The sequence below is a fragment of the Lysobacter sp. 05T417 genome (assembly GCF_056396405.1).
Window position 1 is genome coordinate 110,475 of the sequence record NZ_JBFTLK010000002.1, and the last position, 13,560, is coordinate 124,034.

At 68.8% G+C, this 13,560-nt stretch carries 16 protein-coding genes; 14 read left to right on the forward strand and 2 right to left on the reverse strand.

Annotation, left to right across the window (positions count from 1 at the left end):
- Positions 1-62 precede the first annotated feature (62 nt).
- Both AC1DER_RS03880 and asd read left to right on the forward strand, forming a co-directional pair.
- The gene (locus AC1DER_RS03880; protein ID WP_441814772.1) at positions 63-719 is read left to right on the forward strand and encodes an SCO family protein; all 657 of its coding nucleotides are present in this window, start codon (positions 63-65) and stop codon (positions 717-719) included.
- Entirely contained in the window at positions 716-1,567 is an 852-nt protein-coding gene (gene asd, locus AC1DER_RS03885) for an archaetidylserine decarboxylase (RefSeq protein ID WP_477246781.1), read from the forward strand. The genes AC1DER_RS03880 and asd overlap by 4 nt, the downstream gene beginning before the upstream one ends.
- 123 nt (positions 1,568-1,690) lie before the next feature.
- On the opposite strand, the gene AC1DER_RS03890 is transcribed toward asd, so the two are convergent.
- Entirely contained in the window at positions 1,691-3,244 is a 1,554-nt protein-coding gene (locus tag AC1DER_RS03890) for a transglycosylase SLT domain-containing protein (protein WP_477246783.1), read from the reverse strand.
- A 236-nt stretch (positions 3,245-3,480) separates the two neighbouring features.
- On the opposite strand from AC1DER_RS03890, the gene AC1DER_RS03895 reads away from it, so the two are divergent.
- Both AC1DER_RS03895 and greB read left to right on the forward strand, forming a co-directional pair.
- On the forward strand, positions 3,481-5,028 hold the full coding sequence (locus AC1DER_RS03895; protein WP_477246785.1) for a helicase HerA-like domain-containing protein: 1,548 nt from the start codon (positions 3,481-3,483) through the stop codon (positions 5,026-5,028).
- A 7-nt stretch (positions 5,029-5,035) separates the two neighbouring features.
- Positions 5,036-5,548, forward strand: a complete 513-nt coding sequence (gene greB, locus AC1DER_RS03900) for a transcription elongation factor GreB (RefSeq protein WP_477246787.1) — start codon at positions 5,036-5,038, stop codon at positions 5,546-5,548.
- 31 nt (positions 5,549-5,579) lie between these two features.
- On the opposite strand, the gene rimO is transcribed toward greB, so the two are convergent.
- Entirely contained in the window at positions 5,580-6,929 is a 1,350-nt protein-coding gene (rimO, locus tag AC1DER_RS03905) for a 30S ribosomal protein S12 methylthiotransferase RimO (protein WP_477246789.1), read from the reverse strand.
- Positions 6,930-7,164: 235 nt separating this feature from the next.
- On the opposite strand from rimO, the gene AC1DER_RS03910 reads away from it, so the two are divergent.
- From AC1DER_RS03910 to AC1DER_RS03955, 10 genes are read left to right on the forward strand one after another with little or no spacing between them, the layout of a single operon-like run.
- Positions 7,165-7,833: a dienelactone hydrolase family protein gene (locus AC1DER_RS03910; RefSeq protein ID WP_477246791.1), complete on the forward strand. Its 669-nt coding sequence runs from the start codon at positions 7,165-7,167 to the stop codon at positions 7,831-7,833.
- Entirely contained in the window at positions 7,830-8,258 is a 429-nt protein-coding gene (locus tag AC1DER_RS03915) for an HIT domain-containing protein (protein ID WP_441814780.1), read from the forward strand. The genes AC1DER_RS03910 and AC1DER_RS03915 overlap by 4 nt, the downstream gene beginning before the upstream one ends.
- Positions 8,255-8,959 (forward strand): 5-oxoprolinase subunit PxpB, encoded by a 705-nt coding sequence (gene pxpB, locus AC1DER_RS03920; protein WP_477246793.1) that lies wholly within the window; start codon positions 8,255-8,257, stop codon positions 8,957-8,959. The genes AC1DER_RS03915 and pxpB overlap by 4 nt, the downstream gene beginning before the upstream one ends.
- Positions 8,956-9,915 (forward strand): 5-oxoprolinase subunit C family protein, encoded by a 960-nt coding sequence (locus AC1DER_RS03925; protein ID WP_477246795.1) that lies wholly within the window; start codon positions 8,956-8,958, stop codon positions 9,913-9,915. The genes pxpB and AC1DER_RS03925 overlap by 4 nt, the downstream gene beginning before the upstream one ends.
- A gap of 29 nt (positions 9,916-9,944) precedes the next feature.
- Positions 9,945-10,109, forward strand: a complete 165-nt coding sequence (locus tag AC1DER_RS03930; RefSeq protein ID WP_200604882.1) for a LiaI-LiaF-like domain-containing protein — start codon at positions 9,945-9,947, stop codon at positions 10,107-10,109.
- A gap of 20 nt (positions 10,110-10,129) precedes the next feature.
- Complete coding sequence (locus AC1DER_RS03935) at positions 10,130-10,882, forward strand: 5-oxoprolinase subunit PxpA (RefSeq protein WP_477246798.1); 753 nt, start codon at positions 10,130-10,132, stop codon at positions 10,880-10,882.
- On the forward strand, positions 10,879-11,604 hold the full coding sequence (locus tag AC1DER_RS03940; protein ID WP_477246800.1) for a DUF969 domain-containing protein: 726 nt from the start codon (positions 10,879-10,881) through the stop codon (positions 11,602-11,604). Before AC1DER_RS03935 ends, AC1DER_RS03940 begins: the two co-directional genes overlap by 4 nt.
- The gene (locus AC1DER_RS03945) at positions 11,591-12,556 is read left to right on the forward strand and encodes a DUF979 domain-containing protein (RefSeq protein WP_477246802.1); all 966 of its coding nucleotides are present in this window, start codon (positions 11,591-11,593) and stop codon (positions 12,554-12,556) included. Before AC1DER_RS03940 ends, AC1DER_RS03945 begins: the two co-directional genes overlap by 14 nt.
- An 8-nt stretch (positions 12,557-12,564) precedes the next feature.
- Complete coding sequence (gene pcp / locus AC1DER_RS03950) at positions 12,565-13,221, forward strand: pyroglutamyl-peptidase I (protein ID WP_477246804.1); 657 nt, start codon at positions 12,565-12,567, stop codon at positions 13,219-13,221.
- 10 nt (positions 13,222-13,231) lie between these two features.
- Positions 13,232-13,528 carry a hypothetical protein gene (locus AC1DER_RS03955; RefSeq protein WP_477246806.1) on the forward strand — a complete coding sequence of 99 codons (297 nt, stop codon included), beginning with the start codon at positions 13,232-13,234 and terminating at the stop codon, positions 13,526-13,528.
- Positions 13,529-13,560 lie beyond the last annotated feature (32 nt).

The following is a 13,560-nucleotide window of genomic DNA, read 5'->3' on the forward strand; positions in this document are numbered from 1 at the left end:
GCGGCACGCACGCCCGGTATCATGCCCGCGCGCCCAGCCGGGCCTGCCGTTCAAGAGGCGACATGTTCAATCGCACCACCGTCCTGATCCTGATTGCCGCCGTCGCTGCCGCCCTCGGGCTGTGGGCCGCACAACGCCATTTCGGCCCGGTCACCCATTCCAGGTGGCCGCAGACCCAGGCCGTGCGCCTGTTCGAGCCGGCGCGCGAGCTGCCGTCGTTCTCCCTGCGCCAGTCCGATGGCACCGCGCTGGTGCCCGGCGAGCTCAAGGGCCACTGGACGCTGGTGTTCCTGGGCTTCACCCACTGTCCGGACGTCTGCCCGACGACCCTGGCGGAAATGGCGCGCGCGCAGAAGCAATGGGCCGCGCTGCCGGAAGCGACCCGTCCGCGCGTGCTGTTCGTCTCGGTCGATCCCGAGCGCGACAGCCCGGACCGCATCGGCGAGTACGCCCATGCCTTCCACCGCGACACTCTCGCCGCCACCGCCGACGTGCCCGCACTGGAGCGTTTCGCCAAGTCGCTGAGCATGGTCTTCGCCAAGGTGCCGGCGCCCGAAGGCGCCCCGGCCGACCAGTACAGCGTCGACCACAGCGCCTCGATGGCGGTGCTCGACCCGCAGGGCCGCATGGCCGGCATCGTCCAGCCGCCGCTCGACCCGAAGGCGATCGCCGCGGACATGACCGCGCTGACGCAGGCCGCGGCCGGAGCAAAGCCATGAGCCTGTTCACCGCCCTCACCTACGTCCTGCCGCATCGACTGCTGTCGTCGATGGCGCGCAGCCTGGCGTATTCCGATTCGCCGTGGCTCAAGCAGTGGCTGATCGACACGGTCACGCGCAGGTTCGGCGTCAACCTGGCCGAGGCGGCCGAGTCGGACCCGCAGGCCTACCCGACGTTCAACGCGTTTTTCACCCGCGCACTCAAGCCCGGCGCGCGCATCGCCGATGCCGATCCGCGCACGCTGGTGATGCCGGCCGACGGCCGCATCAGCCAGTGCGGGCCGATCGAGAATGGCCGCATCTTCCAGGCCAAGGGCCAGTCGTTCACCGCCGCCGAGCTGCTCGGTGACGAAGACGCCGCCGAGCCGTTCAACGATGGCCTGTTCGCAACCGTCTACCTGTCACCCAAGGACTACCACCGCGTGCACATGCCGTGGGGCGGCAAGCTGCGCGAAACCGTGCACGTGCCCGGCCGGCTCTTCAGTGTCGGCCCGGCGGCGGTGCAGAACGTGCCGCGCCTGTTCGCACGCAACGAGCGCCTGGTCTGCCACTTCGACACCGACTTCGGCCCGATGGCGATGGTCATGGTCGGCGCGCTGCTGGTCTCGGGCGTGGAAACGGTGTGGAGCGGCGTGGAGATCCCGCGCTATGGCGACGTGGTGACGGTCAAGGACTACCGCGGCGCCGACATCACCCTGGAGCGCTTCGGCGAGATGGCCCGCTTCAACTACGGCTCGACCGTGATCGTGCTGCTGCCGCCGGGCGTGGCGGCACTGGATCCGTCATTGAAGGGCGAGTCGCCGGTGCGCCTGGGCGAAGTACTGGCGCGTCGCGTCGACGCGGCGTAACAAGCGTCCTTCATTCCCGCGCCCCTGATCCCGTCATTCCCGCGAAGGCGGGAACCCAGGGACGTTGCTTCTGGCGTCGTTGAAGACGCTGGGTCCCCGCCTTCGCGGGAACGACGGAACGTTTCAGCCCTCGCAGCCGTCCAGCTTGATCTTCTGCCCCGGCTTGATCGCGTAACGCGGCGCCTTGAGCTTGTTGGCCTTGGCCAGGTCGCCGGTATCGCACTGGAACTTCTGCGCGATCGCGGTCAGCGTTTCGCCGCGCTTGACCGTGTAGGAACCGGGCCTGGATGCCTTCTTCGGCGCGGCCCTGACCGGCGCGACGGCAACGCCGGCACTTCCGGCTCCGGCACTTTCGGCCTCGTACACCGCATCGGTCGGCAGCACCGGCGTCACCGGGCCGGTGCGCACGATCGCCGAACTGGCATCGCTGGTCACCAGCGTGTGCGCCAGGTCGGCGCGCTGGCCCTGCACGCACCAGCGGTTGTACAGGCTGACGATCTTCGTGGTCGCATTGAGCGTGGTGCCGGCAGGCAGGTAGCGGTCGGCCTCGTATCGCGGGTTGAGGTTGCGCAGCGCGCGCATGTAGCCGTCGCGCGAGCCGCTGCTGCCCAGGCAGATGGTCAGCTCGTAGATCGAACTGGGCTTGTTCAGGCGCAGGCCGGCCGCACGCGCGTCCACCTTGGGGAAACTCAGGCCGTATTCCTTGGGATGCAGGAACAGCCAGGCCGCGGCGATCACCATCGGCACGTAGTCGCGGGTTTCGGCCGGGAACTGGTTGTAGACCGACTCGTCCCAGAAGTTGCGGCCGCCGGAATTGCTGTAGACGCGCAGCGCGCGCCCTTCGCCGCCGTTGTAGGCCGCCAGCGACAGCTCGATGCTGCGATTGAGTTCGCCCAGGCGCTCGTTGAAGTAGGAGGCCGCGGCCTGTGCCGAGGCGCGCGCGTCATAGCGCGTGTCGAAACCGGTGCCGTCGTCGCCCAGGCCGAAGCGGCGGCCGGTGCCGTACATGAACTGCATCGGCCCGGCGGCGCCGGCGCGCGAGGTCGCATGCACGCGGCCGTTGGACTCCTTGGCCATCACGCCGAACAGCAGCGCCTCGGGCAGGCCGGCACGCTCGAACTGCGGCCACATCGACTGGCGCAGGTACTGGTAGTTCTCGTGAGTGTCGATCAGCGCGCCGCGCATGTCGGTCAGCCAGCGGCGGATGCCGGCCTGCACGGCCGGGTTGTACTGCACCATCTTGACGAAGCGCTCGCCGTCGGCGCTGAGCAGCGCCGCCGCGCGCGCGGCCTCGGGCACGTCGGCGGTGATGCTGCCGGCGCCCTCGTCCTCGTTGTCCTCGGGCACGTCGTCGCCCGCGGCCAGGTCGGCGTTCTGCTTGAGCAGGCGCTTGTAGGCGGTGAGCATGGTGGTCGGCGAGCAGCCCTTCTGCTTCACGCAGGCCGCCATCACGTCTTCCATGTCCTCCAGCGCGGCATCGACCTCGGTCCGGCCGGCCGGGTCGGTGTTGCCGACCTTGACGATGCCCTCGCGGTAGCGGGCCTCGGCGGCCGCCATGCGCTGATCGAGGACCTCCACTGCCGCCTGGTCGCGCTTGGAGAGGGCATGCGCGCTGGGCGCGAGTGCGGCGAGACCGAGCGCGATCAGCGCGACGGAGGGACGAACCAGTACGGGCATGGACGACAACTGAAAAGGCGGGGGACTGGGAGGGTAGCGTTGCCGTGCGAACAGGGGCAAGCGCTGTTTCCGGGGAAGCGCGTGAATGGGGATATGCGTGGCAGTTGCCGACCGCTGCGTTGCCGATAACGGGTCCTTGCGAACATTCCGGCGGGCCGATGCGCGCCAAGCAGCATTCAGCGACCCCGCATAGAATCGACCACACTTCCCCACTGACCCCGAGCACGGACCCGGACATGGACCCGACCCCAGGCACGATCCTCATCGGCAAGGCTGTCACCACGCCCACCTCCCTGCCCGAGAGCCACGGCCAGGTCTACCTGCTGCCTAAGTTCGGCAATCGCCATGGGCTGGTCGCCGGCGCCACCGGCACGGGCAAGACGGTGACCCTGATGACCCTGGCCGAAGGCTTCTCGCGGTTGGGCGTGCCGGTGTTCGTGGCCGACGTGAAGGGCGACGTGGCCGGCCTGGCGTTGGCCGGGGCGAGCAACGACAAACTGCAGGCGCGGGTAGCCGAGATTGGCATTGGCGATTACGCCAGCCAGGCCAGCCCGGTCGTGTTCTGGGATCTGTTCGGCAAGCTCGGCCACCCGGTTCGCACCACCGTCAGCGAGATGGGTCCGACCCTGCTGGCGCGCGTGCTGGAACTCAACGACACCCAGTCAGGCGTGCTCGACATCGTATTCAAGCTGGCCGACGACCGCGGCCTGCTGCTGCTCGACCTGGAGGACCTGCGCGCCCTGCTCGGCCTGGTCGCGGCCGAGCGCAAGGACATCTCCACCAGCTACGGGCTGGTCAGCGCGCAGTCGATCGGCGCGATCCAGCGCTCGCTGCTGCGCCTGGAGCAGGAAGGCGGCGAGATGTTCTTCGGCGAGCCGGCGCTGGAACTGGCCGACCTGATGCGCACGCATACCGACGGTCGCGGCGTGATCAACATCCTCGCGTCCGACCAGCTGGTGCTCAAGCCGCGGCTGTACTCGAGCTTCCTGTTGTGGCTGCTGTCGGAGCTGTTCGAGAACCTGCCCGAAGTCGGCGACCTCGACAAGCCCAAGCTGGTGTTCGTGTTCGACGAGGCGCACCTGTTGTTCGACGACGCCCCGCCGGCATTGCAGCAGCGCGTCGAGCAGGTGGTGCGCCTGATCCGCTCCAAGGGCGTGGGCGTGTATTTCTGTTCGCAGTTCCCCGACGACGTGCCCGACAACATCCTCGGCCAGCTCGGCAATCGCGTGCAGCATGCGCTGCGCGCTTTCACGCCGCGCGACCAGAAGGCGGTGAAGACCGCGGCGCAGACGTTCGTCGCCAATCCGGCGCTGGACGTGGCCGAAACGATCTCGCAGCTGGGCACCGGCGAAGCGCTGGTATCGACCCTGCAGGAGAAAGGCGTACCGATGCCGGTGGAAAAGACCCTGGTGGCTCCGCCGCGTTGTCGCATGGGCGCGATCACCGAAGCCGAGCGCGCCCAGGTCCGCGCCGGCAGTCCGGTCGGCGGCAAGTACGACACCCGCATCGACCGCGACTCGGCCGCCGAGGCACTGGCGCAGAAGGCCACGGCTGCGGCCGAGCAGGCCAAGGCACCGCCGGCACGCACGCGCGAGCAGGACGACGCCGAGGAAGGCGGTGGTTTCAGCCAGTCGGTCAAGGACGCCGTGTTCGGCACCAAGCGCCGCCAGGGCATGGTCGAGACCATGGCCAAGCAGACCGCGCGCACGGTCGGCAACCAGATTGGCCAGCAGATCCTGCGCGGTTTGCTGGGCGGTATTTTTGGCGGCAAGAGTCGGCGCTGAGGCAACCGTGTCGCGCTGGCGCCCCCCTGCGGAAAAAAGTACCGCCCTGATCACCCGCGGCGGGCACGATCGCCTGAAGACGGAACTCGACGAGCTCTGGCGCGTGAAGCGGCCGGAGGTGGTGAAGGCGCTGGCCGCGGCCGCCGCCGAGGGCGATCGCTCCGAGAACGCCGAGTACACCTATCGCAAGAAGCAGCTCGGCGAGATCGACCGCCGCGTGCGCTACCTCAGCAAGCGCCTGCCATCGCTGCGCGTCGTCGACACCGTGCCGACCGATCCGGAGGCGGTGTTCTTCGGGGCGCGTGTGGAAGTGGAGAACATCGCCGGGGGCGAAAGCCAGCGCTATCGCATCGTCGGCCCGGACGAGACCGACGCGCGCGCCGGATGGATCAGCATCGACTCGCCATTGGCGCGGGCCATGCTCAAGAAACGCGTGGACGACGAGTTCGAAGCGATGCTGCCAGGCGGCGCCGCCCGCTTCGTCATCGTGGACGTCGACTATGGCGACGACGGCGCCTGAGCCCTGACCAGATAGCCGCCGTTGCAGCAGTTCAGTCCTCGAACGCGACTTCACCGAACAGGTCGTGCTCGTCGCTGCCCATGATCTCGACGTCGACGAACTCGCCGGGCTTGAGGCCGGCCATGAAGCCGTTCTGGATCTGCACCAGGCCATCGATCTCCGGCGCGTCGGCCATTGAACGTGCGATTGCCAGCTCGCCGTCGAGCGCATCGACCAGGCAGCGCTGGGTGGTGCCGACCTTGGCTTCGAGCTTGGCCGCGGAGATCTCCGCCTGCCGCTCCATGAAGCGCGCCAGGCGCTCGGCCTTGACCTCTTCGGCGACCGGATCGGGCAGCGCGTTGGCGCTGGCGCCATCGACCGGCGAATAGGCGAACGCACCGACGCGGTCGAGCTGGGCCTCGTCGAGGAAATCCAGCAGCTCTTCGAACTCGGCCTCGGTCTCGCCGGGGAAGCCAACGATGAAGGTCGAGCGAATGGTGATGTCGGGGGCGATCGCGCGCCAGCGCTGGATCCGCTCGAGCGTCTTGTCGACCGCGCCCGGGCGCTTCATCAGCTTGAGCACGCGCGGGCTGGCGTGCTGGAACGGGATGTCCAGGTACGGCAGCAGTTTGCGCATGCCGTTGGCGCCGGTCTCGGCCATCAACGGGATGATGTCGTCGACATGCGGATACGGGTAAACGTAGTGCAGGCGCGTCCAGATGCCCAGCTCGCTGAGGCCTTCGCACAGCGCCTTCATCCGCGTCTGGTACGACTTGCCGCGCCATTCGTGCTGCGCGTACTTGACGTCGACGCCGTAGGCCGAGGTGTCCTGCGAGATCACCAGCAGTTCCTTGACGCCGCCCATCGCCAGCTTCTCGGCCTCGCGCAGCACCTGGTCGACCGGACGGCTGACGAGGTCGCCGCGCATCGACGGGATAATGCAGAAACTGCAGCGGTGATTGCAGCCTTCGGAAATCTTGAGGTAGGCGTAGTGCTTGGGCGTGAGTTTGATGCCGGTGTCCGGCACCAGGTTGAGGAACGGATCGTGCTTGGGCGGCAGCGCCGCATGCACCGCGCTCATCACGCTGCCGTAGTCCTGCGGGCCGCTGATCGACAGCACGCCCGGGTGCGCCTGGCGGATCTGCTCGGGCTTCTTGCCCAGGCAGCCGGTGACGATGACCTTGCCGTTTTCGGCGATCGCTTCGCCGATCGCATCCAGCGATTCGGTCACGGCCGAATCGATGAAGCCGCAGGTGTTGACCACCACCACGTCGGCATCGTCGTAGGTCTGGACGATGTCGTAGCCCTCCACACGCAACTGGGTGAGGATGCGTTCGGAGTCGACCAGCGCCTTGGGGCAACCGAGGCTGACGAAACCGACTTTGGGATTGGCTAGGGACATTAAGCGAACCGGGCTGATCGAAAAAAATGCAGTCGCGCCAAGCGCAGCGAGCGACCTGCTGGCCACGCGCTCGGCGGCTACAGCAGGTCCCTCGCTGCGCCCGGGAAGACAGGGTGGACGACACGATGGCTGCGGATTATAGCGCCGGCGCTAGAATCAACTGCCCCCCGATGGCGAATTGCGCCGCGAAACTGAACACGCCGGTCACTCCCGCCAACTGAATGGACCTCTCCCCATGGCCCACTGGATCGATCTGGACACCCCGCATGGCCCCGTCCGGGCCTGGCGCGCCGAGCCGACCGGCCCCTCGAAGGGTGCCGTGATCGTCCTGCAGGAAATCTTCGGCGCCAACGCCCACATCCGCAGCGTCACCGAACGCTTCGCCGCGGCCGGTTTCGTCGCCCTGGCGCCCTCGCTGTACGACCCGGTGGCCCCGGGGGTCGAACTGGATTTCGACGAAGCCGGGACGCAACGCGGTGCCGCACTGCGCAATGAAGTGGGGTTCGAGCGCGCGGTCGACATCATCAGCGAGGCGGTCGACGAACTGCATCGGGAAGGTCTGCGCGTTGGCGTGGTCGGCTTTTGCTGGGGTGGCAGCCTGGCGTACCTGGCCAACACCCGCCTCGGATTGCCGGCGGTGTCGTACTACGGTGCGCGCACGGTTCCATTCCTCGACGAACCGCTGCGCGCGCGGATGATGTTCCACTTCGGCGAGAACGACAGCAGCATCCCTGCGGACGTGATTGACCAGCATCGCAGCAAGCATCCCGGCGCGACCGTGCACGTCTACCTTGGCGCGGGACATGCTTTCAACCGCGACGTCGACAACCACGCCTACCATGCAGTCAGCGCCGAACTGGCCTGGCACCGCACCCTCGATTTCCTGGCGGAGAACCTGCGATGAATCGCTCTGCGAACACCGGCGGCTGGCAGCTGCATGCGCAACTGGCCGAGGACACCCATCCGGTCGCCCACCTGGGCCTGAGCGAACTGCGGCTGATGGACGACGCCAACCATCCCTGGCTGATCCTGATCCCGCGCGTGGCCGACGCAGTGGAGCTGATCGATCTGGATGAAGCGCAGCAGGCCGTGCTGATGCGCGAGATCAGCGCCGCCAGCCGTGCCCTGCAGGTCGAGTTCAAGCCGCAGAAGATCAACGTCGCCGCGCTGGGCAATGTGGTGCCGCAGCTGCACATCCATGTCATCGCCCGCTTCCACGACGACATCGCCTGGCCGCGGCCGGTGTGGGGCACGGCCAGTGCCCAGGCCTACACGCCCGAAGCGCTGGTGACGCGGATACAGCAGCTGCAGGGCGCCCTGCCGCAGTGAGCACGCCACCGGGCTGCGACATCGAAGCCCTGGCGGACGATGCCTGGCTGCTGCGCTTGGGCGACCGCATCGATGCCCGGCTCAACCTCCAGGTCCACGCCCTTGCCGCGCGACTGCAGGCAAACAAGCCGCACTGGCTGCGCGACCTGGTCCCGGCGTTCGCCAGCCTGGGCGTGTTCTTCGACCCCCATGTCGACCCGGCGCACGTCCACGCCGAGTTGCTGGCCCTGCTTGGCAGCAACGACAGCGGCGACTACGCGGCCGTCGCGATGCCTGCGCAGTCGCGCACCGTGGAGATCCCGGTCGCCTATGGCGGCCAGTTCGGTCCCGACCTTGCCGCCGCCGCGACCGAACTGGGGCTGACTCAGGAGCAACTGATCGCGCGCCACGTCGGCGGCGATTACACCGTGGCGATGATCGGTTTCGCGCCCGGGTTTCCCTACCTGGCCGGTCTTGATCCGGCACTGGCGCTGCCGCGCCTGGCCACGCCGCGTGCGCGCGTCGCCGCGGGCAGCGTCGCCATCGGCGGTGCGCAGACAGGAATCTATCCGCGAGAGAGTCCCGGCGGCTGGCGCCTGCTGGGTCGCACGCCACGGGTGCTGTTCGATCCGACGCGTGCGACGCCGTCGCTGCTGCTGCCCGGTGATCGCTTGAAGTTCGTCGCGATCGACGCCGACTGCTTCGCGGACTACGGCCAATGAAGGAACTGCAACACGGCCTGCGGGTGACGCGCGCTGGCCTGCTGACCACCGTCCAGGACCTCGGCCGCGTCGGCTGGCGCCACCTCGGTGTCGCCCATGCCGGTGCACTCGATGGCGATGCGGCACGCCTGGGCAATCGCCTGGTGGGCAACCCTGCCGATGCCGCAGTGCTGGAGATGACCCTGCATGGCCCGACCCTGCAGCTGCACGCGCCACTGCGCATCGCGCTGATCGGCGCCGCGGTGACGGCGCACTGGAACGGCGAGCAGGTCCCGTGCGGCCGACCGGTGCTGCTGCCCGCGGGAACGCTCGAGATCGATGCGATCCGTGGCGGCGCCCGCGCATGGCTGGCGATCAGCGGTGGCATCGACGTGCCAGTGATCCTCGGCAGCCGCAGCACCGACCTGCGCGGTGGCTTCGGCGGCCTCGACGGTCGCGCCCTGCACAATGGCGACTGGCTACCGCTCGGCGCCACGCCGCCGTCGCAGTGCGAACGCATGCAAAGCGTGCGCTGGTGGATCGATCCCGGCCACGACGAAGACCCGCGTGCGCCCATCCGCTATCAGCCGTCCGCGCATCCCTGGTCGGCGCCACTGGCCAGGCGCGGCTGGAAGGTCAGCGCCAGCAGCAATCGCCAGGGCCTGCGCCTGCAGGGCGAGGCGCTGCCCTCGACGCAGGCCGATGGCATCTCCGAGCCGGTGGCCCCCGGTACGATCCAGCTGCCGCCCGATGGTCAGCCGATCATCCTGCTGGCCGACGCCCAGACGGTCGGCGGCTACCCGCGGCTGGGCCATGTCATCGCCGCCGACCTGCCGCGGCTGGCGCAGTGCATTCCGGGACAGACTCTGCATTTCGCCGCCGTTGATGCCTCCACCGCCCACCGCCTGGCTTGCGCGGCGCGTGCGCGGGTCGCCAGAATTGGTGTGATGATCGACGCGCGCGTGCCCGCGGTCTGAACCCTTCAACTCCTGCCTTTCGGAATCCCATGAAATCCAATGTCATCGGCGCGCTGGTGCTGGTCGTTATCGGCACCCTTTTCCTGCTCAACAACCTTGGCTACACCGACATGAGCCTGGGCCGCATGTTGATGACCTGGTGGCCGGCCATCCTGATCGTGGTCGGGCTGGGCATGCTGTTCAAGCGCGGCTGAAGCCGTGATCCGGCCATGACGTGAGCAAGCACATCGACTTCAACTGCGATCTGGGCGAAGGCTGCGGCGACGATGCGGCGATCGTGCCGCTGGTGAGTTCGGCCAGCATCGCCTGCGGCGGTCACGCCGGCGATGAGGCCACGATGCGCGCAACGCTGCAGTTGTGCCGCGCGCACGGTGTCGCCGCCGGGGCGCATCCCTCGTTCGAGGACCGCGAGCATTTCGGCCGGCGGGCGCTGTCGGTGCCCACGGCGGAGATCGCCCGCAGCGTGCGCGCCCAGATCGAGCGCCTGGCCGCCATCGCCACTGCCGAAGGCGTGCGGCTGGTGCACGTCAAGCCGCATGGCGCGCTCTACAACGTCGCCGCCGACGATAGCGGGGTGGCCAATGCGATCGCCGCGACCGTGCGCGAGATCGATCCGTCGCTGGTGTTGTTCGCGCTGTCGGGTTCGGCACTGGCCGATGCCGGCGCCGCGCACGGCCTGCGCGTCGCCCACGAGGTATTCGCCGAACGCGGCTACGACCGGCGTGGCCGCCTGCTGCCACGCGGCAGCGACGGCGCGGTGATCGAATCGCTCGATGCCGCGATTGCCCAGGTGCGGCGCCTGGCCAGCCGCGGCGAAGTCGTCGCCGACGACGGCAGCATCGTCGCGCTGCGGGCCGATACGCTTTGCCTGCACGGCGATCGAAGCGATGCCGCCCTGTTCGCCCGGGCGGTGCGCGATGCACTCGAGGCCGACGGGCTGGTCATCGCGGCGATGGCGACCGCATGAACTACTGGCCGCTGCTTGGCGTCGCCTGGGTGGTCGTCGGCTTCGTGCTGCGTGCCAATCCGGTGATCGTCGTGGTCAGCGCCGGACTGGTCAGCGGCTTGGCCGCAGGCAAGTCGATGCCGGAGCTGCTGGCCCTGCTCGGCGACAGCTTCGTCTCCAACCGCGCCCTGCTGATGTTCGCGATGACGCTGCCGACCATCGGCCTGCTCGAACGCGCAGGCTTGCGCGAGCACGCGCTGCAGTGGATCGCTCGCTGGCGCGGCCTGACCCTGGCGCGGCTGCTGATCGTCTACCTTGCCGCCCGCCAGGGCCTGAGTTCGCTCGGCCTGATCGACATCGCCGGCCATGCCCAGACCGTGCGCCCGCTGCTGGCGCCGATGTCGGAATCGGCCGCCAACCGCACGCCCGGCGTGCAGGCGCAGGGCGCGCTGCCGCGCGAGGAGATCCAGCGCGTGCACGCCCTGGCCGCGGCCACCGACAACGTCGGCCGCTTCTTCGGCGAGGACGTCTTCCTGGCATTCGGCGCAGTGCTGCTGATCCAGGGCTTCTACGCCGAGCACGGCATCACCCTGGAGCCGCTGCAGATCGCGCTGTGGGCCATCCCGACCGCGGTCGCCGCGTTCGTCATCCACGCCGTGCGCATCGTGTTCTTCCAGCGCGGCCTGGCCCGCCGCATGACAGCCGCCGCCGACCGCGTGGAGCGCAGCGATGCTGTCGATTGAGCATTTCTACATCCTGCTGGCGCTGTTCCTGTTCTTCGCCGGCGGCTGCAACCTGCGCGAGCGCCGCCATGCACACGCGGCATTCTGGTCGCTGCTGGGCGTGCTGTTCGCAACCGGCAAGCTGGTGCTGGCGGCGAGCAAGGCCGGCAACGCCCTGCCCTCGCAACTGGCCGGGGCAGCGGTGATCACGCTGGCGCTGCTGGCCACGCGCATGCGCCGCGAGCACATCGCCGAGGCCCCGGAAGCCGAACGCAAGGCCTCGGCGCTACGGCTGGGCCATCGCCTGTTCGTGCCGGCGCTGCTGATCCCGGCGATCACCGTGCTGATCGTGCTGTTCGGCAAATATGTGGTGGTGTTCGGCACGCCCTTGTTCGGCGAAGGCAGCATCACCCTGATCGGCCTGGCCCTGGCCTGCGTGCTGTCGGCGCTGGCCGCGATCGTGGTCACGCGCGAGCGGCCGATCCGCGCCGCCAGCGAAGGCCGCCGCCTGCTCGACACGATGGGCTGGGCGGCGCTGCTGCCGCTGGTGCTGGCGACCCTGGGCGGCGTGTTCGCCGCCAGTGGCGTCGGCGAGGCGGTGGCGTCGATCGTGTCGGCGCTTATCCCCGCCGACAGTCGCCTGGCCTGCGTGCTTGCCTACGGGCTGGGCATGGTGCTGTTCACGATGATCATGGGCAATGCTTTCGCCGCCTTCCCGGTGATGACCGCCGGCATCGGCTTGCCATTGCTGATCCAGCAGCACGGCGCCGCGCCTGCCGTCCTGGGCGCGCTGGGCATGCTGACCGGTTACTGCGGCACGCTGCTGACGCCGATGGCGGCCAACTTCAACCTGGTGCCGGCGGCGCTGCTGGAACTGGACGATCCCAATGCGGTGATCCGGGCGCAGGTCGCGACGGCGGTACCGTTGATGGTGGTCAATCTGGTGCTGATGTACTGGCTGGCGTTCAAATGACGATGCAGATGAACCAGACACTCCCCACCATCCTGCTCACCGGTTTCGCCCCGTTCGCTGGCGAGGACAGCAACCCGAGCTGGGAGGCCGTGGCCGCCCTCGATGGCGAGCAGATCCTTGGCCACCGCGTCGTCGCGCGTTGCCTGCCGGTGGAGTTCGGCGTGTCGTTGCAGGCGCTGCGCGATGCGCTGGACGAGACCGCGCCGGCGCTGGTGATCTGCGTGGGACAGGCCGGCGGGCGGGCGCAGATCGGCCTGGAGCGCGTTGCCATCAACGTCGACGACGCCCGCATCGCCGACAACGCCGGTGCGCAGCCGATCGACGAAGCGGTCATCGCCGGCGGCCCCGCCGCCTACTTCAGCGGTCTGCCAATCAAGGCAACTCTGGCGGCACTGCGCGAGGCCGGAATCCCGGCCGAGGTCTCGCAGACCGCTGGCACGTTTGTCTGCAACCACGTGTTCTACGGGCTGATGCACGCTTTGCGAAATGTGCACGGCGTCCGCGGCGGCTTCATCCACATTCCGTATGCTCCCGCGCAGGCGGCGCGCCACCCCGGTGCGCCCAGCCTGCCGCCAGCGGTGGTGAGCCAGGCCTTGCGTCTGGCGATCGCCACCGCGCTGACCGTCGAACACGATGCCCGCATCGCCGCGGGCACGACCCACTGAAGGACACCCGATGCGCAAGATCGTGATCGCGGCCGCTATGGCCGCGTGCCTGCTGGCCCCTGCCCTGGCGCTGGCCGCCGGCCAGTCCCACTACGACAAGAAGGCCGCCGAAGCGGCGCAGGCCGGCCAGCAGACCGTCAGCCTCTATGTCGATGTCGACCTGGGCGCGCGCAAGAGCGGTTCGGCGAGCGAGCTCAACCAGGCGCACCGGGCGTTCAACGCCAACGGCTACCAGGTGGCCAGCGTGGTGGGCTACACCGAGAATGGGGACCTGCAGGGGTTTTTCGTCACCTACGTCAGGCGCTGAGGCGCGAGGCTGCCCTCACCCCAACCCCTCTC